At 37.0% G+C, this 26,746-nt stretch carries 30 protein-coding genes; 3 read left to right on the top strand and 27 right to left on the bottom strand.

The features are described from left to right. Positions 1–109: 109 nt before the first annotated feature. The 14 genes from aroQ to JOS54_RS05390 all read right to left on the bottom strand — a co-directional run bounded on the left by aroQ (position 110) and on the right by JOS54_RS05390 (position 13,298). Complete coding sequence (gene aroQ / locus JOS54_RS05325; RefSeq protein WP_203244586.1) at positions 110–544, bottom strand: type II 3-dehydroquinate dehydratase; 435 nt, start codon at positions 542–544, stop codon at positions 110–112. Continuing rightward, positions 541–1,758 carry a 3-phosphoshikimate 1-carboxyvinyltransferase gene (gene aroA / locus JOS54_RS05330; RefSeq protein ID WP_203244587.1) on the bottom strand — a complete coding sequence of 406 codons (1,218 nt, stop codon included), beginning with the start codon at positions 1,756–1,758 and terminating at the stop codon, positions 541–543. Before aroA ends, aroQ begins: the two co-directional genes overlap by 4 nt. Further along, complete coding sequence (gene aroF / locus JOS54_RS05335) at positions 1,755–2,771, bottom strand: 3-deoxy-7-phosphoheptulonate synthase (RefSeq protein ID WP_203244588.1); 1,017 nt, start codon at positions 2,769–2,771, stop codon at positions 1,755–1,757. Before aroF ends, aroA begins: the two co-directional genes overlap by 4 nt. Next, positions 2,768–3,958: a shikimate kinase gene (locus JOS54_RS05340; protein ID WP_203244589.1), complete on the bottom strand. Its 1,191-nt coding sequence runs from the start codon at positions 3,956–3,958 to the stop codon at positions 2,768–2,770. Before JOS54_RS05340 ends, aroF begins: the two co-directional genes overlap by 4 nt. Beyond that, complete coding sequence (gene aroC / locus JOS54_RS05345; protein ID WP_203244590.1) at positions 3,946–5,031, bottom strand: chorismate synthase; 1,086 nt, start codon at positions 5,029–5,031, stop codon at positions 3,946–3,948. The genes JOS54_RS05340 and aroC overlap by 13 nt, the downstream gene beginning before the upstream one ends. Next, positions 5,007–6,020, bottom strand: coding sequence for a 3-dehydroquinate synthase (aroB, locus tag JOS54_RS05350; protein ID WP_203244591.1), 1,014 nt, complete (start codon positions 6,018–6,020; stop codon positions 5,007–5,009). Before aroB ends, aroC begins: the two co-directional genes overlap by 25 nt. Positions 6,021–6,159: 139 nt before the next feature. Further along, positions 6,160–6,339: a 4Fe-4S binding protein gene (locus JOS54_RS05355; RefSeq protein ID WP_203244592.1), complete on the bottom strand. Its 180-nt coding sequence runs from the start codon at positions 6,337–6,339 to the stop codon at positions 6,160–6,162. Between the two features lie 94 nt (positions 6,340–6,433). Further along, the gene (locus tag JOS54_RS05360; RefSeq protein WP_203244593.1) at positions 6,434–7,357 is read right to left on the bottom strand and encodes a 2-dehydropantoate 2-reductase; all 924 of its coding nucleotides are present in this window, start codon (positions 7,355–7,357) and stop codon (positions 6,434–6,436) included. 25 nt (positions 7,358–7,382) lie between these two features. Beyond that, positions 7,383–8,450 carry a PTS sugar transporter subunit IIC gene (locus JOS54_RS05365; RefSeq protein WP_203244594.1) on the bottom strand — a complete coding sequence of 356 codons (1,068 nt, stop codon included), beginning with the start codon at positions 8,448–8,450 and terminating at the stop codon, positions 7,383–7,385. 276 nt (positions 8,451–8,726) lie between these two features. Further along, positions 8,727–9,371, bottom strand: a complete 645-nt coding sequence (locus JOS54_RS05370; protein ID WP_203244595.1) for a hypothetical protein — start codon at positions 9,369–9,371, stop codon at positions 8,727–8,729. Positions 9,372–9,434: 63 nt separating this feature from the next. After that, positions 9,435–10,895 carry a hypothetical protein gene (locus JOS54_RS05375; RefSeq protein WP_203244596.1) on the bottom strand — a complete coding sequence of 487 codons (1,461 nt, stop codon included), beginning with the start codon at positions 10,893–10,895 and terminating at the stop codon, positions 9,435–9,437. Positions 10,896–10,908: 13 nt separating this feature from the next. Then, a complete protein-coding gene (locus tag JOS54_RS05380; RefSeq protein ID WP_203244597.1) occupies positions 10,909–11,703 on the bottom strand; it encodes a metal ABC transporter permease in 795 nt (264 codons plus the stop codon). Next, positions 11,696–12,346: a metal ABC transporter ATP-binding protein gene (locus tag JOS54_RS05385; protein WP_203244598.1), complete on the bottom strand. Its 651-nt coding sequence runs from the start codon at positions 12,344–12,346 to the stop codon at positions 11,696–11,698. The genes JOS54_RS05380 and JOS54_RS05385 overlap by 8 nt, the downstream gene beginning before the upstream one ends. After that, complete coding sequence (locus JOS54_RS05390; RefSeq protein ID WP_203244599.1) at positions 12,339–13,298, bottom strand: metal ABC transporter substrate-binding protein; 960 nt, start codon at positions 13,296–13,298, stop codon at positions 12,339–12,341. The genes JOS54_RS05385 and JOS54_RS05390 overlap by 8 nt, the downstream gene beginning before the upstream one ends. A 345-nt stretch (positions 13,299–13,643) precedes the next feature. Between JOS54_RS05390 and JOS54_RS05395 the strand changes: the two genes are divergently transcribed. Together JOS54_RS05395 and JOS54_RS05400 are read left to right on the top strand one after the other, a co-directional pair. Next, positions 13,644–13,988, top strand: a complete 345-nt coding sequence (locus tag JOS54_RS05395; RefSeq protein ID WP_203244600.1) for a hypothetical protein — start codon at positions 13,644–13,646, stop codon at positions 13,986–13,988. Next, positions 13,988–15,157 (top strand): cation:proton antiporter, encoded by a 1,170-nt coding sequence (locus JOS54_RS05400; protein ID WP_203244601.1) that lies wholly within the window; start codon positions 13,988–13,990, stop codon positions 15,155–15,157. Before JOS54_RS05395 ends, JOS54_RS05400 begins: the two co-directional genes overlap by 1 nt. Positions 15,158–15,201: 44 nt before the next feature. Here JOS54_RS05400 and JOS54_RS05405 read toward each other — a convergent pair whose 3' ends face one another. The 5 genes from JOS54_RS05405 to JOS54_RS05425 all read right to left on the bottom strand — a co-directional run bounded on the left by JOS54_RS05405 (position 15,202) and on the right by JOS54_RS05425 (position 18,683). Next, entirely contained in the window at positions 15,202–15,540 is a 339-nt protein-coding gene (locus tag JOS54_RS05405; RefSeq protein WP_203244602.1) for a hypothetical protein, read from the bottom strand. Positions 15,541–15,552: 12 nt separating this feature from the next. After that, a complete protein-coding gene (locus tag JOS54_RS05410; protein WP_203244603.1) occupies positions 15,553–16,401 on the bottom strand; it encodes a YwaF family protein in 849 nt (282 codons plus the stop codon). Then, entirely contained in the window at positions 16,398–17,585 is a 1,188-nt protein-coding gene (locus tag JOS54_RS05415) for a glycosyltransferase family 2 protein (protein ID WP_203244604.1), read from the bottom strand. Before JOS54_RS05415 ends, JOS54_RS05410 begins: the two co-directional genes overlap by 4 nt. Before the next feature lie 12 nt (positions 17,586–17,597). Continuing rightward, on the bottom strand, positions 17,598–18,047 hold the full coding sequence (locus JOS54_RS05420; protein ID WP_203244605.1) for a MarR family winged helix-turn-helix transcriptional regulator: 450 nt from the start codon (positions 18,045–18,047) through the stop codon (positions 17,598–17,600). A gap of 72 nt (positions 18,048–18,119) precedes the next feature. Then, the gene (locus JOS54_RS05425; RefSeq protein WP_203244606.1) at positions 18,120–18,683 is read right to left on the bottom strand and encodes a DJ-1 family glyoxalase III; all 564 of its coding nucleotides are present in this window, start codon (positions 18,681–18,683) and stop codon (positions 18,120–18,122) included. A gap of 31 nt (positions 18,684–18,714) precedes the next feature. Between JOS54_RS05425 and JOS54_RS07890 the strand changes: the two genes are divergently transcribed. Next, positions 18,715–18,999: a type II toxin-antitoxin system YafQ family toxin gene (locus JOS54_RS07890; RefSeq protein ID WP_255557536.1), complete on the top strand. Its 285-nt coding sequence runs from the start codon at positions 18,715–18,717 to the stop codon at positions 18,997–18,999. Between the two features lie 242 nt (positions 19,000–19,241). On the opposite strand, the gene JOS54_RS05435 is transcribed toward JOS54_RS07890, so the two are convergent. From JOS54_RS05435 to JOS54_RS05470, 8 genes are all read right to left on the bottom strand, one after another. Beyond that, positions 19,242–21,098 carry an FAD-dependent oxidoreductase gene (locus JOS54_RS05435; protein WP_203244608.1) on the bottom strand — a complete coding sequence of 619 codons (1,857 nt, stop codon included), beginning with the start codon at positions 21,096–21,098 and terminating at the stop codon, positions 19,242–19,244. 228 nt (positions 21,099–21,326) lie between these two features. After that, positions 21,327–21,605 (bottom strand): (Fe-S)-binding protein, encoded by a 279-nt coding sequence (locus JOS54_RS05440; protein ID WP_203244609.1) that lies wholly within the window; start codon positions 21,603–21,605, stop codon positions 21,327–21,329. Position 21,606: 1 nt separating this feature from the next. Further along, on the bottom strand, positions 21,607–21,801 hold the full coding sequence (locus tag JOS54_RS05445; protein WP_203244610.1) for a hypothetical protein: 195 nt from the start codon (positions 21,799–21,801) through the stop codon (positions 21,607–21,609). After that, the gene (locus JOS54_RS05450) at positions 21,801–22,373 is read right to left on the bottom strand and encodes an electron transport complex protein RnfA (RefSeq protein WP_203244611.1); all 573 of its coding nucleotides are present in this window, start codon (positions 22,371–22,373) and stop codon (positions 21,801–21,803) included. The genes JOS54_RS05445 and JOS54_RS05450 overlap by 1 nt, the downstream gene beginning before the upstream one ends. A gap of 2 nt (positions 22,374–22,375) precedes the next feature. Next, positions 22,376–23,032, bottom strand: coding sequence for an electron transport complex subunit RsxE (rsxE, locus tag JOS54_RS05455; protein ID WP_203244612.1), 657 nt, complete (start codon positions 23,030–23,032; stop codon positions 22,376–22,378). A gap of 8 nt (positions 23,033–23,040) precedes the next feature. Then, complete coding sequence (locus JOS54_RS05460) at positions 23,041–23,943, bottom strand: FMN-binding protein (RefSeq protein WP_203244613.1); 903 nt, start codon at positions 23,941–23,943, stop codon at positions 23,041–23,043. An 8-nt stretch (positions 23,944–23,951) separates the two neighbouring features. Then, a complete protein-coding gene (locus JOS54_RS05465) occupies positions 23,952–25,382 on the bottom strand; it encodes an RnfABCDGE type electron transport complex subunit D (protein WP_203244614.1) in 1,431 nt (476 codons plus the stop codon). Between the two features lie 3 nt (positions 25,383–25,385). Next, on the bottom strand, positions 25,386–26,684 hold the full coding sequence (locus tag JOS54_RS05470) for an RnfABCDGE type electron transport complex subunit C (protein ID WP_238928331.1): 1,299 nt from the start codon (positions 26,682–26,684) through the stop codon (positions 25,386–25,388). Between the last annotated feature and the right edge of the window lie 62 nt (positions 26,685–26,746).

The raw sequence follows: 26,746 nt of genomic DNA on the forward strand, positions 1-26,746 counted from the left end.
AATATCTGGAACTAGATTCTTTGCGTCGACAAATAAACTGACTTTCATTTCTAAAGCCTATTCCCATCTCATCTAATTTGAACTTCTATTTAATGACAGTCCACAAGATTTATTCTATATATTTCAATAAATCATCTATCGCTAATTGATAACTCTGAAATCCTTCTCCTTGAATTTGTTTTAAACAATAAGGTTTGATGTATGAAATTTTTCGGAATTCTTCTCTTTCATCTACTTTAGAAAGATGGACCTCGATAACGGGAAGCGGTGAAATGGCTTTGATGGCATCGGCTAACGCAATCGAGCTATGGGTATAACCGGCCGGATTAATAACAATACCATCCACTTTTTTAAAATAAGCTTCTTGAAGCCAATCAATGATTTGACCTTCATGATTGGACTGAAAAAACTCCAATTGAACCTTTGGATTATCTTTTAATAATTGTTTCTCTAAATCCTTCAGGCTTTTTCTTCCATAGATTTCTTTTTCACGAATACCCAACATATTTAAATTTGGTCCATTGATAATCCAAATGGTTTTCATTCTTTTTCCTCCACTCTAACGCCCAGTTTCTTTAAATCATTAAAGAATTGCGGATAACTTTTTTGCACGGCTTCGCTACCTTGAATCATAGTATGGTTAGTTAAAGTAGCCAATACCGACAAAGCCATCACAATGCGATGATCCTGATGACCATATAACACTTGATTTGGTTTTAACCTTCCCCCGGTAATAAAAGCATCATTTGCATAGACTTCCATTTCAATCCCAAGCTTCTCTAGTTCCTCTTTCATGGCTTGAACACGATCGCTTTCTTTCATACGTAAGCGGTGAATATTCTTAAAGTGACTTCTACCCTCTAATTGTGAAGCAACCGCCATTAAGATAGGCGCAAGATCCGGACAATCTTCTACATCGAAAAAGGAAGCTTGCCTTGTTTCAAGCTGTTTTAAAAATTCGATTATTTTAAAATCGGCTTGCTTGGAATGGCTATTTAAATTTTCAATATGAATATCTTTATTCTGTAAAAAGGCTAGCGCAAATAGAAAAGCGGCGGAACTATAATCCCCTTCAACTCCATAATCAAAGGCTTGATAGTTTTGATTACCTTCTATGAAATAACAATTTCCTTGTTTCTCAACCTTAATTTTCGCTAAGCGAAGCATATCTAAAGTCATTTCAACGTAATCTTTTGAAACCAACTTTCCTTTTATCTCTAAGCTGGAATTTCCATCTAATAACGGTAACGCAAATAAAAGACCGGTGATGAATTGTGAAGAAATACCACCATCCACCACATAATGACCCGCTTGAATGGGTCCTTTTACTAGAATTGAATAAGCTTCTTTTTGGAAGAGAAAGTCTTTTTCTTTCGCCAGTTTTTCATAAACCATTTGTCCTCTTTCTAAAAGTCGTTTCGTACCGGTGAATTCAATTGGTGAATTACCTGTCAATGCCAAAGGAATTAAGAAACGAAGTGTTGAAGCACTTTCATGACAATCTAGTACTAATTTATCTTGTAGATGAAAATTAGATTGCACAAAGGTTTGAGTTCCATCTTGTCGAAAAGAAACACCCAAGCCTCTTAAACAAGCCATAGTTGCCTGAATATCTTGATTATCCGAAAGATTTTGAATGCTGGAAATCCCTTTGGCTAAAGAAGCCGCTATTAAAGCACGGTGACCATAAGACTTAGAAGTCGGTACCTTTAAACTTATTTCTTGCCCATTAAAATGTTCAATACAAACGGAAGTCATAATTCACGCCCTATCGCCTTCGCAACCAATTTTGCTTTTGGAATCAACTCTTTTAACTTTTCCGGTTTTAAGGATTGCGCTCCATCAGACCACGCTTTCTCTGGATTATCATGAGCTTCTATCAACAAGCCATCCGCCCCTGCCGCAATGGATGCCAACGATACCGCTTCAATTAATTTCCAATCCCCTGTCGCATGCGATGGGTCAATCACAATTGGTAAATGCGTTCTTTGTTTAATAATAGGAACCACCGCTAAATCCATGGTGTTTCGCGTATACTTTTCAAAACCACGAATACCTCGTTCACACAAAATCACATTTGGATTACCGGATGAAAGAATATATTCGGCTGACATAATCCACTCTTCAATCGTGGCTGACAAAGCTCTTTTTAATAAAATTGGTTTCTTCGTGCGACCAACCGCTTTCAATAAATCATAGTTTTGCATATTTCGTGCGCCAATTTGAATGATGTCCACATTTTCAACAAATTCCTCTAATTTATCACTCGACATTAATTCTGAAATAATAGGCAATCCTGTTTTTTCTTTCGCTTTTTTCATGGCTAAGATACCTTCATAGCCCAAACCCTGAAAGGAATAAGGCGATGTTCTAGGTTTGTATGCGCCACCTCTTAAAACCGAAGCACCACACTCTTTCACCGCTGTACCAATACGAATAATTTGTTCTTCACTTTCCACAGAACAAGGACCCGCCATTAAAACAATCTTTTCTTGACCACCAATCTTGAAATCAGCCACTTGAACAAGAGAATCTTCCGGATGAAAAGCACGGTTAGCCAATTTATAAGGGACTGAAATACGACGCACCACTTCTACCCAAGGACTTGCTTTAATGGAACTTTCATCTAAGGAAGCTGTATCACCTGTCAAACCAAAGATATAGAATTCATCGGCCGGTATTTCATGCACCTGTAAACCAAGGCTTTCAAAATGCGCTCGCATTTTTCCCATTTCTTCTCTTGGCATTTCTTTTTTCATCGTTATAATCATTTCATTTTCTCCTTCAAGCGAAAGATGGTTTCCGCTATGGATGAATTATTATCTAATTCTATATCCGCATATTTCGCATACAATTCTTTTCTTTCCGCATAAATTTGATATAGTTTTTTCTTTGATGGATAAAGTGGACGATGATTATCTAAAATCATTTTATCCACATCCCGTTTCACCCAAATAAGAATACCATTGGCTCTTAAGTAAGTCATCGCTTCTTCATTCAAAACAATTCCCCCACCTGTCGCAATGACTTGGTGATTGGATAACGCTAATTCTTTCGCTACTTCTAATTCTTTTTCCCGAAAATAAACTTCTCCTTTTTCTTGAAAAAGACAATTTATGGAAAGACCTTCTCTTTTTTCAATGATAGCATCCATATCCAAAGCCTCTTTATTAAAGGCTTTTGCGATGGTGCTTTTGCCGGAAGTTGCCATACCAATGAAAACAATATTCCTTTGTTCAAAACAAAGTGCCTTTAAACAAGATTGAATTTGTTTTTCATTTATGTCCACACCAAAAAAGATTTCATCCGCCTTAGCAGCTTGACGAACCAACATTTCTAAACCACTCATGGAGGGGCAAGGAGCTTCTTGCAATAACTTCGTACGCAATGGATTAGCGATAACATCCACCAACCATTCAACTTTTGAAAAATCCAAATACTTAGTTAAGCTTTCATTTAATCTTGGAAACATGCCCACTGGTGTACAGTTCACAATGGCTTGGTAATCCATATCCTTAATTTCTTCATAAGCAATCGCGTTGTCTTTTTTGCTTCGAGAAACCGGTTGAACCACAGCTCCTTCTTTTTTTAATACATAACGAATTGCCTTAGAAACGCCACCTGTTCCTAAAACTAAAACCCTTTTCTTCTTTGCCTTAAAACCATGGACTTTTAAACAATCCGCAAAAGCCAAAGCATCGGTATTATAGCCAATACAATGATGAATGGTATTCACAGCCCCTATTTCTTTCGCTTCTTTACTTAAACTTTTTAAAAGAGATAGAACTTTTTCTTTATACGGTATAGTCACATTCAAACTATCTTCTTCTTGGATAAAAGAAGCCAACTCTTGTTCGGAAATATCCCATAATTGATACTCTTTATTTAAGAAAAAATGATGGATAAAAGAAGACATGGAGTGATGTAAGGGATGACCTATTAAACCTAATCGTGCCATAGACATTCCTGTTCTCGTTTCATATAGGCGTTTAAAATCACAAAAGCAGTCATAGCGTCAACGACCACTCTTGCCCGATGAATGATGGCCGGATCGTGTCTTCCTCGGATGGCAAGCCTTGTGTTCTTTTTGTTTGCTAAATCAATCGTATCTTGCGATAAGCCAATCGATGATGTTGGTTTTACAACGGTATGGAAGATCAATGGCATTCCATTTGAAATACCACCATTGATACCGCCATTGTGGTTGGTCTTTGTTTTAACAGCACCATTATCATAGTACAAAGCATCGTTGATTTCTGAACCTTTGTATTTTGTAAAATCAAAACCTAAGCCAAATGAAATTCCTTTAATAGCCGGGATAGAAAATAAAGACTTCGATAATTCACTTTCTAAACCATCAAACAACGGATTCCCTAAGCCAAGTGGTAGACCAATGACAACCGTCTCTAAAATACCCCCAAGAGAATTCTTTTCTTCTTTTGTTTCTAAAATCAATTCTTGCATAGTTTTTGCAATAGAGCTATCTAAAACCGGAAAATCCAATTGACTTAACACTTGAATATCTTCCTTATACACCTGAAATGGTCGATCTTGAAGATTATATAGTTGTTCAATATGACTGCCAATATAAATTCCCTTATCTTCCAATAATTTCTGACAAAGCGCTCCGGCAACGACAAAAATAGCGGTTAAACGACCACTAAACATATTTCCACCCGCCATATTCATATAACCAAAATACTTTTCATAGGCCACATAGTCGGCGTGCGATGGTCTTGGTTTATTTAATTCATAATCCTTGGATTGTGCATTCTTATTTTCCAGCACAAACGAAATCGCCGTTCCCTCGGTATAACCATGATGAATACCTGATAAAAAGACAGGTCGATCTTCTTCTTGACGAGCCGTTGAGATAGAGCTCTTCGCCTTTCTTAACTTTAATTTGTCTTGAATGTAGTCAAGCGGTAATAAAATACCTGCTGGAATACCTTCTAAAACACCACCCAGCTTAGTTCCATGACTTTCCCCGAAAACCGTTAGACGAATTATTTCACCGATATGGTTGGACATACGACCATCCTTTCTAATTCCGAAAATGAAATGGTTTGAATTGTGGCTTCTCCTAGTTGTTTAACCAAAACAATGGAAATGCCGGCAGAATTGACTTTTTTATCTTGTTCCATATAAGGTAAGAGTTTTTCACGATTGACTTCATAGTGAATCGGACAATTCATTTTCTTTAAAACACGTTGAAGCCTTGTTTTTAATGGTTCTTCTAACATTTCCAGCATACCCAGACCAACCGCTTCGCCATGCAATAATTTTCCTTTCGCATAAGCTTCATAAGCGTGTCCCCATGTATGTCCGAAATTTAAAATCATTCTTAATCCAAGTTCTTTTTCATCTTTCTCGACAATTTTCTTTTTAACAAATAGACTTTTTTCGATAATATCTTCCATCACCCATTCATCTTGTTCAAAGAGTTGAAATAAACTGGAATCCGCAATCAAACCGGCTTTTAAAGCCTCTATTAAGCCATTATAAACTTGTCTTACCGGTAATGTCTTTAAAACCAAAGGATCGATAAGAACCAACTCCGGTTGATAGAATGTTCCCACTATATTTTTATAGCCTTCTAAATCAATCGCTGTTTTTCCACCAATCGAAGAATCCACCATGGATAAAGTGGTTGTGGGTATTTGAATATAGGCAATTCCACGTCGATAAGTACTCGCTACAAAACCGGCTAAATCACCAACAACCCCGCCCCCTAAAGCCAATATCATATCCTTGCGTGTTACCTTTAAGGACACAAGTTTCTTTAAAAGAAAAGAATATGTTTCTAAGGATTTATGTTTTTCTCCTTGTTCAAATTCAATTAGAGCGGTATTTGATAATTGGTCTAATATCAAATCTTTCCATTTCTTTGGAACACCTGTATCGCTAATGATGATGTACCTTTTTTGTGTATTTAGATAGGTATTTAAATGAGCAAGCAATCCATCTTCCAGATAAATAGAATAGCTCTTATTTGGGATTTTAACATCTATTTTCTTCATTTCTTTCTCCTATCAGCACACCAAAAAATAGCGATGTTTACTGAATTATGATAACTTTCTTCCGGCTTTCTTTCAATTGTTTCTATCGTCTTAGAGAAATGAAAAAGAGCCCGGGCATTGGCTCTTCTCATGTTGTTGATTAGTCTTTTTCGGAAATTGCTTCGACTGGGCAAACGGGAATGCATGAGAAACAAGAAATACAGGTGTTTTCATCGCATTCGGATTTTCCATCTTCATCTAAGCTTAAAGCTCCTACGGGGCAAGTGTCAACACAAGCTCCACAACCAATACAAGTATCTTTATCAACTGTCACCGGCATGAATAAATCCTCCTCGTAATTTGATTGTACAACTGACAAGCCATGTTAGAAAAGACTAACTTCTTACAAAAGAAAAAGGCTGAAAAATCAGCCTCTATTTAATCTTTAAAACATGTTCCTTAGCATGAACTAAATCTGTAATCATATGGCAATAAGGGGTTGGAATACCTAAGGCATCACCTTTCTTCGCTACTGCTCCATTGATGTAATCAATTTCCGTTAGACGATGATTTTGAACTAAATCTTGATGCATAGATGGATAGTGACCGGCCGCCACAACGGATGTATGCATCACATAATCCTTAATCGCCTGTTCATCCAGTTCAACACCGGTCGCTTCGCCAACTGCTACAAATTCATGAATGATTGTATTGACAACCCTTAGTGCTTCTTCACTTGCAAAGAATTCACCAATGGTACAATCTAACAAAGCACAAGTGGAGTTCATCGTTCCATTAACACAAGCTTTACGCCAAATAGATGGAACCACATCTTTATCATAAGTAACCTTCAAACCGGCTTCATTCATTAAGTCCACAAAAGCTTTCGCTTCTGCTTCTCCCTTTGGATCAATGGATTGTAAGTTAACCGAACCGGTGGAGGTTAATAAAGCCGTTCCCGGTCCCTTTAGACCAGCTGTCCAAACCGTAACACCCATCAAAATATCTTTTTCCGGGATATACTTTTTAATCACATCCTCATGTCCTAAACCATTTAGTAAGCATAGAACCTTTGTTTTATCCGTGATAATTCCTTTTAAGCTTTGTAGCATATTTTCCAGCTGCATTGCTTTTGTGAATAAGATGATGAAATCAGCTTTTTGTGTCGCTTCCTCCGGTTTCATAATTGGAATACGAACACAATCTTCTTGATCACCAACAATCTTTAAACCATTTTCTTGAATGGCTTTAATATGATCTTCCCACTTATCTAATAAAATAACTTCTTTACCTGCTTTAAATAATTGATAACCAAAGCGACATCCCATCGCACCTGAACCGGCAATATATGTTAACATTTTTTATCCTTCTTTCTATAATTGATTAACCTTTAAACACGAATATTTCTTTCTTATACAGATGTAGCATATCCCCTAACACTTTGTCAACGATATAGCCAACTGCGAAAGGAACCACAATCCAAGCCACTAACATCATCCACACATTCACTGAACCGGCGTTTAAAGCCGCTAATGGTGAAACTAATCCAACAAAACCGAATCCTGCTGAACTAGGTGTACCAACCATTCCTAAAAGAGGAACTGTTAAGGAACTAATCGCCGCCGTTGTCGCAACCGGCAAAGCCATAATTGGATTGGTTAGGAAATTAGGCATCATCATCTTCATACCACCTAAAGCAATGGCTGTAGGAACGCCAGGTTTATTTACTTTTAAGGTTGCCCACACCAACAAAGCCGCCGCACTAGCAACGCCCATACCGGCCGCCGCTGAGGACATACCATTTAAACCAATGGCTAAACCAATTGCAACAGTCGAGATTGGCGAAATGATAATGATAGAGAATGAAATTGAAATAAGAATACTCATTAAGATTGGTTGTAGAGTGGTAAAGGAATTAATACCTTTACCAATTAAGGTTGTAATCATGGAAACATAAGGTAATGTAAGTGTTCCAATCCAACCTACACCAAAACCAACAATAATTGGTAAGAGAACTAAGTTCAATGAACCTAGCTTTGGACTAACGGCTTTAATCACCAAAACAGCCAAAGCCGCTATCAACATGGTATTAATAACATCACCAATACCGGCCAATTGGAACAAACCAACTTCCTTACCGGCCACCATAGCCGTCACATACTTCCAAGCTCCCGAAGCAATGTAGGTCGTTCCACCTAATGTAGCGGACTGAATAGCATTCATCTTAAATTGCATACCAATCAAGAAACCAGCCATAATTGGTGTAAAGAATTGGAATACGGTTACAATATGTAGCCAATCCGCAACCAATGGATTTGACGCAAATGGCTTTAGAAATGTTGCTAAAATCGCATTTGGAATTAAAGCCACTACAATCGCAATAGTTGTCCCATTTAAGATTTTAAGAATAAATGAACCAACTGTTTCTTTTTGAACAGCTTTTTCAGACATACGAATCTACCTCCTAATTATGTGAACGATTTCACTTTATATATTTATATTAGCTCCTCCATCCTTAAATTCAAGTAAAAAAATTTCAAAATCCCATCAAATTCCCATCTTTTTTTCTTTTATTGTTTGAAATTTTAAATTTTTTTCACTTTTCCTTTTACTTTAAAGAATAAAATAATTCAAAAAAGCAGTATTTTGAGCCTTTTAAATTTGTTTTTATTTCATTCTTTCATGAACTTTTAATTTTTTACATTTTTCATTTTTAATCCATCTTTCCTAATTTTTCTTTTTCAACAGCCATTGAATACCCTTTAGAATTCTTGCCTCCGGATCTTGAAAATGCCCACCTTCATTCCATTCAAATGTAGTTTCAATTCCTCTTTGTTTTAAAACACCATAAATTTCTTTCGTACATATTTCAACTTTAGCCATCCGATTATTCTTAGATTGTGCTTCTTTATTGCCTAAACTAAAATAAACCTTTTTGGCATAAACAGTATTTTGTTTCAAATAAGACACAAAGTTATCGTACCAAAGCGATGCTGATACTGATAAAACAGCTTGAAAGCTGGTTGATTGTATCGAACTATATAAAGCAAATAAACCGGCTAAGGAATACCCGCCAATCCAACGTTGTGAAAAAGAAATTCCTTTTTCAATATCCAATCGTTCCTTTTCAAAGGCTTCTAAGAAATTAGACGCATGACCTTTGAAATCATCTGCCTTTTTAAACAGCTTTTCACTTGGCCAAGGGCTTAAATCCCCGTTCCAATCAAATTCATCTATCATCACCAAATGAATTTGTGCAACAAAGTTTGTGTTGGCGTACATTTCTTCAAAAGCCAATCGCTCTTTTGTTTCCATAAATAGATACAAAATAGGTTTTTGTTCTTGTAAGTTTCCGTATAAATGCATTTTCATAGTCTACCTCTTGTTATTATTATATGAAAAAAGAGCTGTTTCTAGCTCAATTTTGTTAGTTCCTTATTTTGATAATTCTTTCATTTTGGGTAAAACAGTTAGTGCTTTTACAACGCCGTCTTCATAACTTAAATCAGAAGCTGAAATTCTTACCAACTCATCCCCATTGACGATAATCACATAATTACCTAGAAACCATCGTACTCTTCTAACTGGTACCTTATAGTAATCAGCAATAAACTTTGCCTTAGCTTCCATTTCTTCTTCGGTATCAATTTTATCTTTGATTTCATAACCATGGTTAACTTTATACTTCAAAAACGCAACCACTTCTTTCGCTGTAACACCATTAAAATAACCTTGCTTTTCCATAGCAATGATGTCATTGATACTAATCGCATGATAATGGGAATCATGTAACCAGTAGAAATACTTACCATTTTTATCTGGTGTTTGAATACCAAAGACAGCCAAGCCATCTGTAACCATTCCATAATGCGTCATTTTTTGTAGGTTCTTAGATAGAACTTTTTCTACCTTTTTATCAAACCTTTCTTTCACATCCTCATAAGTGAATTTATCTTTATCTTGAATTTCCGGTTGTTTCTCGGGTTTGGTTTCATTCGGAATATATTCTGCCTTAGGGAACATAGCCTTTGGATTTTCCTTTGTGATACCAATTTCTTTGCCATTTTCATACACATGAAAATGGTCACCATGGTCAACAATCTTTGTGATATTTTTACCCTTTAAATCCGATAAACGCAAAACACCGACAATTGGTCCCATTTCTTTATCTTGATTAGGAACACTTGGCTTTGGTAAAAGCGCCTTTGGGTTTTTTGGCTTATTGGTAGGATGGTCCGCATGATTTCCCTTGTATTCACCATATTTAGCGTTTGGATAAAAGGGACGAGGATCTTGGTGGGTGATGAATTCTCCACCATCTGTTGTGTAAATATGATAGTGATCGCCATGTTTTAGAATCTTATACACCGATGGTTTAGAATCTAAATTTTGAATAGAATGACTTGGTTTTTTAGGATGATGAGAACCTTCATACTTAGCAATCTTAATTTTCTTAAATAGTGAAGATGGATTTTGGTAAGTTAAATATTCTTTACCATCCGCTGTATACACATGCCAATGATTACCATGAACCTTGATAGACACCACTTTCTTTGTTTTTAACTGCTTTAACGTGATAACTGGAATTAAATCCAAATGATTAGCATCCTTTAAATGAGATGGATTCGTGTAAGTAATATGTTCTTTACCATCTTTGGTATAAACATGCCAATGATCCCCATGTTTTACAACTTTGGTAATGTTGGATTTTTGGATGTTTGTGTCATCCACTAAGACCGTTGTCGTCGTATCTTTTTCATAGGTTGTGACTTTTGTTTCCACAACTTCTTTCTTTTCAGGCTCTGTTTTAGAAACCGGCTTTTGCGTTAAAGTACACGCACTTAAAGAAAGAATAGTCAAAATAGCCATACTTGATTTTTTAACAATAGAATTCATGTTTCTTCCTTTTTTACTTTCTTTTAATAAACATTGCGATGATTAAGAAAGCCACCGCGATTAACACAATCACGGATCCCGGTTTCAAATTGGCATAATAAGAAACCAACAATCCTAAGTAAACAAACAAAAATGATAAACCAATGGATAAGAATAAGGTCGCCTTATAAGTGCGTGCAAATTGCATCGCACAGATGACCGGTATAACCAACAAGGAGGACACAATCAAAGAGCCAATGGTTTTCGCAGAAATAGAAATCGCAATTGCACTTAAGAAGGTGAATACAAAATTCACAAACTTTGCATTGACTCCTAAAATTGGAGCCGCCTTTGCGTCAAAGACGCTTAAATACAATTGATCGTATATCCATCGATAAAGGACAATCACCAGTATTGATATTCCTATAACCAAATAAAACTCATCATCCGAAATGGTTACGATTGACCCAAACAAATAGGAATTAATGGAATTACTATTTCCTGTAAAACCGGAGAAGATACCGGCTAAGCCAATTGCGGCGGCCAGAATAATCACCGTTGATATTTCTTGATAAGACTTTAATTTTTGTTGAATAAACTCGATGCTAAGACCAGCTATCACACAGGCAACAATAGCTCCTAATAAAGGATTAATTCCTAAGCACAAACCAATCGCAACACCCGCTAAAGAAGAATGTGCCAAGGTATCACCCATCATGGATAGACGCTTTAATAGAATTGGTAAGCCTATACAAGGTAAGATAATCGCTAATAAAGTTCCCACAAGGAAGGCTCTTTGCATGAATTCATAGCTTAACAAATTAAGCATACTGAACCTCCTCACATTGTCCATTCACAATTTTTAAAACTCGATCAACATGACTTTGCACATCCTGAAGATGATGCGTAACCATTAAAATGGTTCTGCCTTCTTTCCTCAATTGTTCAAGCATTTGATAGAGTTCTTCCGAAAAGACTTGGTCTACCCCTGTGGTTGGTTCATCCAGAAGGATGAATTTTGCGTTCTTAATCAACGCCAACAAAATAGCTACTCTTTGAAGCTGACCGCCGGATAATTCACTTAATGTCTTATTGCCCTGTTCTTCTAAGTTAACCAGCTTCAAATAGGATGAATCATCTTTTCCTTTTTTTAAATAACGCAAATGAACTTTAACCACTTCGCTAACAGTTGTTGGAAAATGGCGATAATTCATGACGGAATTTTGCGAGATATAAGCGATATCTTCATAGTGATTCTTCTCTTGCACCAAATCCCCAAATAAGCGAATTTCACCCTCTTGGGCTTTTAGATTGCCTAGGATTAGATTGAGCAAAGTGCTCTTTCCAGCCCCATTTTCTCCAACCATCGCAACGAACTCACCTTCATTTATGCCACTATTTAAATGGCGCAAAATCCATTCTTTGTTGTCATAGGTATAGCCTACATTGGATAGCTGAAGAATTTTATTCATGAAATGATTTCACCAAATTTTCTAAGTTCTTTTCCATCAATCCAAGATACCCTAGTTTCTCTTCTTCGCTTGTTACACTTTCTAAGGTATAAAGAACATCGGTACGAACACCCGTTTCTTTTGCTAAGGTTTCCGCTACTTTTGGCGTTGCCTTACCTTCAAAGAAAATCACTTTGATTTTATGACTCTTCACAAAATCTGCCAATGTTTTTAACTGTTTCGCTGTTGGTTCTTCCTCCGGAGAAATACCCGCAACCGCAACTTGTTTTAAACCATAATCCCTTGCTAAGTAGTTAAAGGCAGAATGAGATACCACAAAATATTTCTCCGAATTAGCCGGTAATTTCGCTAATTCTGTCTTAAATTTTTCATCTAATTTCTTAAATTCAGCTAAAGACTTCTCTAAGTTTTTCTTATAAAAATCTTTATTTTCTGAATCTAGTTGTGATACTTTTTCATAAATGCTTCGTAATTCAACCATCGCATTTTTTATACTTAACCAAGTATGTGGATTCACATGATGTTCTTCTTTATGTTCCTTCTTATGCTCTTCTTTCTTATCATGGTCATGGTTCGCTTTTGCTTCAAGAAGCGTTAAGCCATTCGATAAATCAAGAAACTTCTTATCTTCTTTTACCGTTTTTTTAAGACTATCCATAAAGGATTCCATCCCTGCCCCATTATAAACAATCAAATCAGCCTTTGAAATTTCAGCCATATCCTTGGTTTGAAGTTCATAATCATGAGGCTCTTGATCCCCTCTGATAATTTGATGGACTTCCATCTTATCGCCAACGATACGCTTCGTTAAATCCCGCACTGGATAAAAGGTCGTATAAATGACTTTCTTCTTTTGTTTTGCTTCACGTGTCGTTGCTTTTCTCGAACATCCAGCCAATCCCAAAGTTGAAACCAAGAAAACAGCCAATAGTTTTTTAATCGGATGGTTCATTTTTTCCTCTCTTTCCCTAATCTAATAGTTGAATGAAATGAATTCAATATCACAAATATACTCATCTATGTTTCACTCGTCAAGCCTTATTATTCAAAAAGATAAAATCTATTAAAAATAACGATAAAATAAGGCTTTTCAATGCTTTGATTGTTCATTTGAATGAATATTCACGCAAGTGTTATCTGCCTTTATAGTTGAATTATTGCTCAATTATTATGTGATTATAAATGCGATAATATTCAAATGTTATTTCCTGAGATAGATCAGATTAAATCCGAACTTTTCTTGAACATACCCTAACTAATCTTATAATAATAGAAGGAAAGGGATATTTATCTATTTATGCAATTACTTGTTCATATTACAAATCACGAAGAAAGTATTTCTCCCATTTTGGCGAAAATGATGGAAGCCGGCTTCCATGGTGCTAGTGTCTTGGACTGTGAAGGGATGTTAGCGAATTTAAACAATTCCAATGCCGTAAGTGAACTATCTATGTTCGGCGGCTTACGTCAATTCCTAAATCCGGAACGCCCTCAAAACAAGCTCATTATGGTTGTTCTCAAAGATGAACAAATCCAAAAAGGAATTGAAATCATTCATCAAATTTCCGGTGACTTAAAATTACCAAATAGTGGGGTTCTATTCTGTGTACCTGTCACTAGATGGGAAGGGGTAAGCGATTGATGAGTATTACCTTTCATCTTGGTTTAGCCATTTTAACCGGATTACTATTAACCCTACTCACTAAAAAAGCTCAATTACCAAATGTAACAGCGTATATTCTTATTGGCGTATTGATTGGCCCTCATCTTTTACAATTTATCAACCATGATATCTTATCGTCTTTAGGAGTCATTCCCGAAGTGGCTTTGGGATTTATCGCTTTTTCCATTGGTGATGAATTTGAATTGAAAGCTTTAAAGGCGATTGGAAAACCGGCTTTAATAATCACTCTTTTTGAAGCCTTAGGGGCAGTTCTTATTGTGGATACAATCACTTTATTATTAGGCTTTCCACCAGCGGAATGTCTTATCCTTGGCGCACTGGCCGCTTCAACAGCCCCCGCCGCCACTTTGATGATTATTCGCCAATACAAAGCAGATGGTCCTTTAACAAGAATGTTACTACCCGTTGTGGCGGCGGATGACGCAATTGGTTTAATCGCTTATTCTATTTCTATTTCCATTGCCGTTGGCATGGTTAACCACCAAAGTTTCTCTTTTATAAGTACCATTTTATTACCAATCGCAAAGGTACTTGGTTCTTTAGTCCTAGGAATTGTTTTAGGCATTTGTCTATCATTCTTACATCGCTATTTCCAAGTGGTTATGAACCGAATGTCCCTATGTGTTAGTTTTGTACTAATGGCTTGTGCTTTAGCGAAATACCTTGGCTTAAGCGATTTATTGGTCTGCATGGCTTTGGGTTCTGCTTATGTGAATACTCGAAAAGATGCTCAAAAAGTATTGCTGTCCATCAATGATTGGACTTACCCTCTTTTCATTCTTTTCTTTGTTTTATCGGGAGCTGAATTAGATTTAGCCGCTTTACCAAAAGTTGGTGTTTTAGGCGTTCTTTACATCGTACTTCGTTTTGGTGGAAAGTGGTTGGGATCTTATCTTGGTTCTGGTTTATCAAAACAACCATCTGTCATTAAAAACTACATTGGCTTTGCCCTTATGCCTCAAGCTGGAGTAGCCATTGGTTTAGCTACTTTAGTCATCAAAGATATGCCGGGAGAAATTGGTAAGGAAATTCAAACTATTATTCTTTCCGCCACTTTAGTCTATGAACTAATTGGACCATTAGCGGCTAAGTTTGCTTTGAAACAAGCAAATGAAATCCATGTTTAATATAAAAACAATGTCCTCAAAAGACATTGTTTTTTAGTGTATACCTACTTAGCTTCTTCTAAATAAGAAATCTTTTTACCCATTTTCTTAGCGTAAGCAATCTCTGATTTTGTACTATCGCCGATATAACCATTTTTATTAATCACAAAGATTTCATCCGCCATATCAATTTTTCTTTTATGCATATCATCTAACATTTCTTTGGTTTTCGTCAAAGTACCCTCATCCATCTTTTCCCAAACCTCATTATCACCAGAATGACCAAATAAGCCAACACCAATCACAATCTTACCAGCTAAAGTAAGATTCTTTTGTACTTGCATAAATTCATCTTCGAAACGAGTACTTCCACACAATGTGACAACCTGATATTTTCCTACCATACCATCCTCCTATTAACCAATATGTTTTGGTAAGTTGATTGGAACCACCTTCTTTTCTTCTTCTAGTCTTAATGAAATGTCCGGATACCAAGCCGGTCTTGATAATAAACTTGTTTTCTTTTGGATCCATCGGACAAGCCAAAATGGTGCTGTTACTTGCACAATAATCAACAATAATGTATAAGAAGATCCTAATACATTAAATAATGTTTCTAAGAAAGTTCCTTCAAAAGGAATAGAAATAAACATAAAGTTCGTATCTAAAAAGATATTCAAAATCCAACTCACCACACAAAAGGCAGACACATAAAGAGCATATAAATCAAAGTCTTGTTTCTGAATTTTAAAATAGCCGCTTCGATTCATCAATATACCAATATAAACCATGCAACCATGATAGAAAAAACTATGTACACATAAGAAATGCAAAGCTGGATAGAGTAATAAAGAAGAACTTGGATACAACAAGAAACAACTTCCACCAACCAAACTACCTGTCGCTAAAAACACTTCTCCACAATATTTCCATGTGCCTTGACCATATATCATCAACCAGCCGGCATAGATACAAATGGTGCAATAGTACATTGGTACCCAAGCCGTTAAAATAGCCGCATTGCCAATACGGAAGTTAAAGTATATTTTTATAATTTCTAAAATAGTCAATAAAACAATTAAATTATGAATGATGTTTTCAATTTGCTTATAAGGTAACTGTAAAGTTTTCTTTAATGCTATGGTAACACCAATAATTGTCATTGCAAGTAACAGCCAATGCCCCCAAGAAAACATACCGGCAGCCTCATAAGTTCCTCTTGGTGCCACAAACATTCCCCAACATTTCATTAAAAATTCCATCATTTCATATCCTCAATTCTAAGCTTCCGATCATGAACAACTGCTTGCCATTCAATCTTTTTACGGAATAAATTCAAGACAATCAGTAATATAAACAAAAAGATAAACCCGGGGAAAAAAACCATTCCTTTCCAAAGTTCTACCAGCTTTGAGCCATTCTTTCGAATCGCAAAAGACCATACTATCAGCATCAAGCCATAGGCTACTAACAAAATCCAAAGAATGGATTTCCCTAACCACCGGGCAAAGCCGGCTTGTAAAAAATACATTCCAATTACTATCGCAAAAAATAAAACCACGATTAATGGGAAAACCAATATCACCACCATATCCAAGCAGCTTAAAGAACGATGAATCACCGTTTCTTTTAATAATTGCCAAGTATATTTTCGCATACATTGTAATTGCCCAAACACCCAACGTTTTAATTGAATCCAAGCGGTTTTTAGCTTAGCCGGATATTCATCATAAACAAAAGCTTCATGCACATAACCAATCTTTTCACCATGTAGTAGAGCTATCGTGCTTAATTCAATATCTTCGGTCAATAATTCAGCCGAAAAACCATAGTCTTTTAAGAAAGATTTTTCCATCATCCAAGCTGTACCATTTAAAGAAGCACTATGTCCTTCTTGCACGTGAGCATGATTAAACACCATATTTTGTAAAATATAAAACACTTCATAACAAGAGGTTAACCAATTATCCTGAACATTTTTACCTGTTCTTCTACCTTGGTATAGTCGGTAACCTTGTCCATAAGCGCGGTTCATATTCTCTAAAAAATGAGCATCAACTAAATTGTCTGCATCAAAAATAATATAAGCTTCTATCTCTTGATTGGTATCTAATTTTTCAAAAGCCACTTTTAATACATCCGCTTTAGAATGCACCGGGCGATCCATACTAATCCTCTTCGCCCCTTTACTTAAAGCAATCTCTTCAGTACGGTCTTGGCTATTATTGACCAAGACATAAATATCATAAGCCTCCTTTGGATAATTCTGTTTTTGAAGTGATTCAATCAGGGGACCAATCACCACTTCTTCATTCCGAGCCGGAATTAAAAGAGCAAAATGGTGATATATTTCTGTCTTTGGATAAACTCTAAAAGCCTTTCCTAAGGAAATGAAAAAGGTATATAGAAAATACAACAACACAGCTAGTACGATCATCCAAAATATCATTTTCTTTCCTTTCTAGTCTTCTTTAAGACCAATCTCTTTTTGTACAATTTGAATATAAGTTTGTAAAAAATGAATGGCTGCTAAACGATCTTTTTCATCCACCTTCGCAAAGGATCGTCTTTCTGCCTTCAGTACCGGTCGAACAATGGATTCACCGAACTTTTTTCCTTCTTCGGTTAGTCGAATAACTTTTTTCTGCTTATTTTTAATGTCTACTTCTAAACTGATTTGCCCTTTCGATACCATTCGATTGACAATCGAGTGAATGGTTTGTTTGGATAAAGACCACATCGACACAAGCTCTTGTTGGCGAACTGCTTCATCAGAAGTAATTAAGGTATACCATACCCAAAATTCATTTTCGGATATACCGGTTTGGGAAACAGCGCTTCGATAAATCCCCATGATCTCCTTAATACTATGATTCATGATAGACAGTTGTTCTTGTATCTTTTTATCCATATCTTCCCCTATTGTACACGTCCATATTAGTCTGATTTCGGACTATAGTCAATAATAACCTCATCTCTGAGGTTATTGTTCTAAAAAGGAGTGTTCATATTGAATTCCTTTTTCAACTTGTTTACGTGCATCTAAACCAACACATCTTTCAATAATCGCTAAAGCAAAATCAATGGTAGCTCCCATTCCTCTTCCGGTGATTATATTGCCATCTTGAGCAATTAAACTTTGTTGGTACTCACCAGCAAAACGTTCTTCCTCAAAGCCTGGATAGCAAGTATACTTCTTGCCTTTTAATAAACCCAGATGGCCTAAAATAGAAGGTGCCGCACAAATGGCGCAAATGAATCTTCCTTGTTCAAAGTGTTTTTGAATCGCCTTTTTTAATTCTTCATTGGCTTCCAAATTCATAGTCCCCAGCTTTCCACCAGGCAGAATTAGAATATCGTATTCCTCTATCTTTGTTTCTTTAAATAAAACATTGGCTTGAACCGCTACTTTATGCGAACTTTCAACCTTTAAATTCTCATTCATGGATACCATATCAATACACATACCGGCTCTTCTTAATAAATCAACGGTAATTAAGGCTTCACATGTTTCAAAGCCATTGGCTAAAAAAATAGCTGTTTTCATATCCATTCCTCCTTTGTATTTATTATTTATCTTGCAAAGCTATTTTTTCAAGTGCATTATTCTAACAAACAAGAAAACAGACCTAAAGCGGATGAAGAAGAGAGGGTATGATTTATCTTTATTGACTGATATTCTAAACCTTCCGGCAACTGGAAAGCCATTGCCGGAAAAGAATAAAGACCATACTTTAACCGGAAATTTCAAAGAGTATAGGGAGTATCATATTGCTCCGGATTGGCTTTTAATTTATGAAATTTTCGATGGTGAGTTGATTTTGTACTTAACACGAACAGGAACACATAGTGACTTGTTCTAGTTGAAAAACAAAGTGGAGTCATTCCACTTTTTCATTTGAAAATTTTTAAAAAATAAATTTATTTTGCAAGAAGAAAGAGAAAAAATGAAAGAAGAAAAGAAAAACCGGGATGGCTAAGTCCGGTGCAATACAGGCTTAGACTCTTGGCTGCATAAAAATAGCGGAGCGGCCATACAAACTGCTACGCTAAAAAAGTCTAACTTTTGGGGGTCACATCACTTCGACAGACCTTTTCGATAAAACTATTTTACTTTTTTTACGTATTTTGCCATTTCTTTTCCAGCTAATCCACCTGAAGATAAGGACGTACCAAATGCGGCTCCTTCATTATCATAGTATGGCGTTGTGAATGCACTGCCTGCATCAACACCAGCTGCGTATAATCCTGGAATAGCTTTGAAATCAGCCTTGATAACACGAAGTTGATCATCCACCTTTACACCACCAAGGGTTCCCCATGCACTAGATTGATATTGAAAGGCATAGAATGGACCTTTTGAAATGGGCGTCATAAAGTAAGAACTCTTATAGAACATGGTATCTTTCTTATTAGTAGCCATCTTGTTATAAGTGTTTACTGTCTTTGTAAGATTAGGCATATTAACCTTCTTTGCCAGTTCTTCAATTGTGTCCGCTTTGAATGCCCAGCCTTGTTTGATTGCCTTATCTAACTGTTCACCTTTCGCTTTTAAAACCTTGCCTTTTTGGGTCATTTTACCAACATACCAGCCTTCCGGTTTACCTAAATATTCATAAACACCAACAGAACTCATACCATTTAAGTAATCTTGGTCAATAATGGAGTAGAAATAACCTTGGCGAAGTGTTTCTTCTCCACCGGCCAATGGTTTCGTTGCCATAATTTCTTCATTCATGAAACGATCACCATTACCATTTACTAATAAACCGCCATAGATAGCGTATTTAAGATTATCATTCTTTCGCCAGCCTTCACTCTTTTCATTTTCACCGGCAAATTCATTGAAGATAAGAGAGAAAGAATTCTTTTCCTCAACCCCACCGGCTTCTTTTGCCATAGCAAGACCATCGCCGGTACTTAATGTACTACCCAATGGAACAACACCAACATGACCAAATTTCTCTGCTAAAAGCTTTTTATTACCAAGGTATCCACCAGTCGACAATAAAACCGCTTTAGCTTTCACTTCAACCGGTGCTCCAGTGGATGTTTTTCCCTTAATACCGGTCACAATACCCTTATCATTTAGTACAACATGCTCTCCAGTTGTATTAAATAAGAATTTTCCACCTTGTTTTTCAACATAGTTTTGAATGAACTTAAAACGACCTTCTCCCTTTTCTTCTAACTTCAAGCGAGCACGGAAACCGGCACCGTAGTTATCCGGACGAAGTGTAGCCTTCAAACCCATCTTCACCATATCATCAATCAGTGGTCCACCTTCTTCAACGACTTTCTTCAACAATAAAGCGTTGACTGTTCCCCTAGACCAAGCATATTGTTTCTTAAATAATGTTTCCACGGAAACTTCTTGCTTTTCAGCAGCTTGTACTTTATTAGAAGCCGTTGCAGGACCACCGGCAATTGCTCCATTACTAAAGCCAATAGATGATGCCTTTTCTACCACCAATACTTTCACCCCTGCTTGCGTTGCACGCAAAGCGGCCGATAAGCCGGCCGCACCTGCTCCAACAATAACAATATCCGCTTCGTATTTTTGCGTTTCTTTCTTCGTGGCTGATTGCTTTCCGGTAAATGTATCATCAGAACCGCCAGCTTGTTTTACAGTATCCTTAACCGCATTAATAATCGCATTGCTTGTTATAGTAGCACCAGAAACAGTATCCACCTCTACTGATTGTTTCTTAACAATTTCTTCCGGAATTTTCTTTAATGCTCCGGCAGCGATATCCGGAGTTTCTTGTTGCTGTTTTACCTTAACGGATTTAATGGATGATGTATCAAATTCAACTTCCACCGTAACATTTCCATTCTTGCCCTTGGCAGATGCTGAGTAAGTACCTGCTTTTAGGCTTACAGATGCTTTTTTACTAGTGCAAGCCACAAGAAGTGTCGCAACCAGAAAGGTTGTAAGCACACGTTTAAAACCGTTCTTCATTTCTTATCCTCCTCTATAGAACTGTATTATTCTATCAAAATTACAGTCTACGTGTAAGTAAAATCGTATCTCTAACAAAGCAGTTCATTTTCAACTAATAGATGATGGGATTCAGGCTTTTTATTATTGCCTGTATAAAACTCGGATAGCCCATTGAAGGCAATCGTTGCTTACTTTCCTTAATATATTTCCCCAGATATAAAAAGTGGCTATAGCCACTTCTGATTTCTACTTATTTTCTGCTAAATATTGCTTAATCGCTTCCTTTTGAGTTGGATTAGATGGACGACAACGACTTACATCAATTTCTCCATTCACCAACATTTGTGCCATCGCATCACAACCGGGCGTTCCACATGCTCCACAATTTAAACCTGGAAGAAGAGCCCGAACATCCTCTACCCGTGTATCCACTTCAACCGCAAACTTCTTTGAAGCAAAAGATAAGATGACTCCTATTAAAGCTCCTAAAACAATCATCGAAACCGTTGGATAAACAAATTCCATATTACTTACCTTCCTCTACCTTATTCTCTTTGTATAAATTTCGTATTTCACAATCCAACAAACCACAAGCTTCACAATCCGGCTTCATATTTTCACAATCCTTTGGAACGGGTGTTTTACGATTAGCCCTTAATAGCCAAACATTCAAAGCCACTAATCCAACTGCGATTGAAGCGGTAATCATTCCTGCCGGCATTAAACTAAACCTGCCAAAGCCGAGAACGCAACTGCCATAATAGCTGCACAAATCATGGCGATTGGATTGCCTTGGAATGCCTTTGGTACATCATTTTGTTGAAGACGGGTACGAATAGTTGAGAAAATCAGTAACATCAACGCAAAGCCGGATGGAATCGCAATCGAATTGACCATGGTATGCACTAAATCATATGCTTGGCTAATGTTATTTTGCGCCACATATAAAACGGCACAGTTCGTTGTAATCAAAGGAAGATAGATACCTAAGCTCTTATACAAAGATGGTGCACTCTTCTTAATAAACAATTCCACAAATTGAACAAAGGCGGCGATTAATAAGATAAAAGTAATCAATTCCATGTATTCAATATGAAGTGGAACTAATACATAATGATAAATCGTCCAAGAAATAATGGATGATCCAAAAATAACGAAGATAACCGCAACACCCATTCCTAAAGCCGATTCCATCTTAGTTGAAACACCCATAAAAGGACACATACCCAAGAATTTCGTTAGGATGATATTGTTGATAAATAAACCACTAATCAATAAAGTAAATAAGTCCATATTTATTTACCTCTCTTTTCTTGTAGAGTTAACTTATTTTTATAGTTGGCAACTAATGCCGCTAGACAAGCAAAGGTGATAAATGCCCCAAACTGTTCCGTAAATAATGGAATCTCAAATCCGGTCGGAATCAATTGAAGATTAAAAATCAACCGGTCATTAAATGGATTGCTTAACGATAAAGCACCCGTTCCAACAATTTGGCGAATGAAAGCCATACACAATAAAGCACCTGTATAAGCCAAGCCCATTTGGAAACCATCTTTAATAGAATCAACGACATTATTCTTACAAGCAAAGGCTTCGGCACGACCTAAAATAATACAGTTTACTGTAATTAAGTCTAAGAAAGCCCCTAAAGCTGTAAATAAAGTTGGTGTAAATGCGTGCATCAACATCGATAACACCGTTACTAAAGTCGCAATAATCGTGATGTAGACAGGAATATGAATATCATCGGGAGTAATATTACGAACCAATGATACCAACATATTGGATAACACTAACACAAAGATAACACCAATACCCATACCAAGCGCATTATTCAAACTCGTGGAAATCGCTAATACTGAACACAAGCCAAGATACATGCTAAATACAGGGTTATCGCTAATTAAACGACCGAAGAATCCTTGTTTTTTAACTTGTTTTTCACTCATAATCCCTCCTATTTACTTGCCTCTTGTAAAGCTTTATAAACCATTGCCTTTAACGCATTGGAGCTAAGGGTCGCTCCACTTGTGGCATCAATCGTTGAATCCATTGTCGCCGCTTCATATTTCTTTAGCTCTGTTGCTTCCGTTGCCTTATCGCCAACCCCTTCTGTATCCCCGAAGGAATCCACAACAACATTCTTTACTTTATTTCCTTCAAGCGTGATTGTTGCTTTTGAAACACCTTCAAAGCCTTTGGCTTCACAAGCATACACTCCTTTACTCTTCTTTGTACACTTCGCTTCATTACTACTGAAATCACTATCCTTTAAAGCTTTGACTTTTGGCTTTTCAGCTTCCTTCGGCTTCGCATTTGGATCATAACGAATGCCCTTAGCTTCATTAAAGACTGCCTTGGCTGCGTTAAATCCATCACTAACACCTGCCGTCGTTACCGTTGCTCCGGAAATTAATTCCACTGAATCCTTAGAAGTTAATTTCTTCATCTTTTCAACATAGTCTGAATCAAAAGCCTTTGAACCCTTACCTTTGGTTTCATTTTCTTCAATAGCACTATACCCGGCAACCGTCCCATCGTTATTAAAGCCAACAATAAAAGTAAAACCATCCGCATTATAGCCTTTTACTTTTAAAGTGAAGGCTAAACCTTTATCTTTTGCTTCATAAACACCTGTGATTAAACCCGTTTTATCCTTAGCCAAATATTGCGAACTCACATCTGAAAACGTAGCACCTGACCAAATTTTTTCTAAAGTAGACTTAACCGACGCAATCGCATTTTCCGCAATCTTTGGTGCAGTTAGCGCATTGATAAGTGATAACACAAAGCCACATATAGCACACAAGGCTACTAATAGGACTGTCTTATAAACACTTGAAAACTCTTTTTTCTTCATAATCCCTCCTATTTACTTGCCTCTTGTAAAGCTTTATAAACCATTGCCTTTAACGCATTGGAGGTAAGGGTCGCTCCACTTGTGGCATCAATCGTTGAATCCATTGTCACCGCTTCATATTTCTTTAGCTCTGTTGCTTCCGTTGCCTTATCGCCAACCCCTTCTGTATCCCCGAAGGAATCCACAACAACATTCTTTACTTTATTTCCTTCAAGCGTGATTGTTGCTTTTGAAACACCTTCAAAGCCTTTGGCTTCACAAGCATACACTCCTTTACTCTTCTTTGTACACTTCGCTTCATTACTACTGAAATCACTATCCTTTAAAGCTTTGACTTTTGGCTTTTCCGAAGTCTTTGCTTGCTCAGCTTTTACTTCCTTCGCTTGTAAATTAGCTCCCACTAAAACCGGAACCACCAAACAAACACAAAGCACAATCGCTGTATTACGCCAAATACGCTTGAAATCCTTTACTTGACTACCATCCACCATCTTATCAATCGCAGGTGTTAACATATTCATCAATAAAATTGAGAACAAAGCACCATCTGGTAAATTGGCTTTCCAACGAATCAATAAAGTCAAAGCTGCAGCCCCAAAGGCGAACACATACTTACCGGCCGGACTAACTGGTGAAGTCACAGGATCTGTCAACATAAACACAGCCCCAAACACAACACCACCACCTAAGACATTTACAATCGCAAATTCAAGTGCATTGCCATGAAATAAACCGGTGATAAAACTCATCCCAAAAACCGCTGCTAAATAAGTACAAGTCAAACGCCAATCAATAGCTTTACGGTAAATCAAATAGGCACCAACCAACAAAATACATAGAGCAAAACTAGCACCGATTGTACTGTAATAATTTCCTAATAATAAACCGGTTAAGCCATTGAATTGATTTAGTACCGAATCCAATGCAGAACCACTAATGACCCAACCATGACTAGCCATGGTAGACATTGGTGTTGCCCCCGTTGTGAAATCCGTCGCTACACTTGCCCCAAAAGAATTCATGATAATGGCTTCCGCAAAAGCTGCGGGATTAAAAATATTTTGGCCAAAACCGCCAAAGATTAGCTTACCAAATAAAACCGCAATAACAGTCGCAATAATCAATGCGTAACAGCTCACATTGATACGCGTGATTAAGGCAATAATCAAAGCTGTAATCCAAACATAAGAATGTTTCAAAGACAAGCAAACATCCTTCTTCATCACTTTGAAATAAACTGCTTCCGTTAAAAAGGCACTCACACAAGTAGTGATGGTCATGAAACCAATTCGTAAGCTATAATTCCAACCACTATTAAGACCATACCAAACCATCGCATAGATAAGAACAACAAATAAGCCAAGACTGACATCCATCATAATGCCATCAATTGAACGCTTTGCTCGATAGTTAGGAGCTGAATGAAATGAGAACTTCATAATCTATTTACCTCCCTTAGCCGTTTGAGCAGCCTTCATCTTAGCTCCAACAAAAGTCTTCGCACGACGCATCTTTTCCGTTACATCAATCTTAGAAGGACAAACATAGGTGCATAATCCACATTCAATACAATCCATCGCTCTTAGCTTCACTAGGTGAGCATAATCCACTACTTTATGTTCATCAGCAATACGAACCGGTTCTAAACCCATTGGACAATGATCCACACAAGCACCACATCTCAAACAGTTAACAGCATCGACTTTGACATGTTTCATAACCGTTACACCATTGGTACTTTGTGAAATAGTCCATTGATCATTCGGTACAACACGACCCATCATCGGTCCACCATTAATCAATAAAACATCTTCAATGCCATCTTTCACACCACCAGCCACTTTTAATAATTCACCTGAAGTTGTTCCCACCGGTGCATACATAGTTTGTGGATTTTTAACGGCATCCCCGGAAACCGTCACATACTTATGGGTAATAGGCATACCCGTTACTAAGGCTTTCCCTAAAGCAATGGCAGTATTCGCATTATTGATGATTAAACCAATTTCACTTGGTAAACGATCATAATTCTTCTTTGTTAGTTGATAAGCTAATGTTCTTTCATAACCCATTGGATACACGTCCGGAACGGCCTTGATTTCAACATTTGTTCCGGCAAATGTCTCTTTCAGTTTAGCAATCATGGCTTTCTTATTTTCTTTAATTGCAAGTACCACCTTAGCCGCTTTAGATAATTTACCAAGGGCTAAAACACCTAACTTTAAATCATCCATATTTTCTTCCATAGCTTTGTAGTCAGCTGTTAAGAAAGGTTCACATTCAACTGCATTAATCACTAACATTTCAATGCCATCCACTTTAGTGTATTTCACATACGTTGGAAAGCCGGCACCACCAAGACCCAAAACTCCCGCATTTTTAACGAAGTCCAGTAATTCCTCACGGCTTGCTTTCGTGTAATCAAGAGGCTGGAATGCTTGGGCAGATTCATTTTTATGGTTGTTCACAATATGCAAATGATTGTGCAGACGACCATCCCCTGCTAACATTTTCTTTTCTTCTGTCACTGTACCAGACACCGGTGAGAATACCGGCAGGTAGAAATGATTATTTCTTTCCGCCAACTTTGTACCAATTTTTACTTCCGATCCAATTTCAACACAAACAGTCATGTCTGATGGACCACTGGCGATCGGCACCCATACATCATTAGGGTCAATCGAGTGATTAACATCTACAGATGTCGTTAAATCTTTATGGCCATCCAAATGTCTTTTCATAGGCCCTTTAAAAATCGACATAATATCTCAGTCCTTTCCCCGAATACGCATAACATTATACC

Source organism: Bulleidia sp. zg-1006 (genome assembly GCF_016812035.1).
Classification (GTDB): domain Bacteria; phylum Bacillota_I; class Bacilli_A; order Erysipelotrichales; family Erysipelotrichaceae; genus Bulleidia.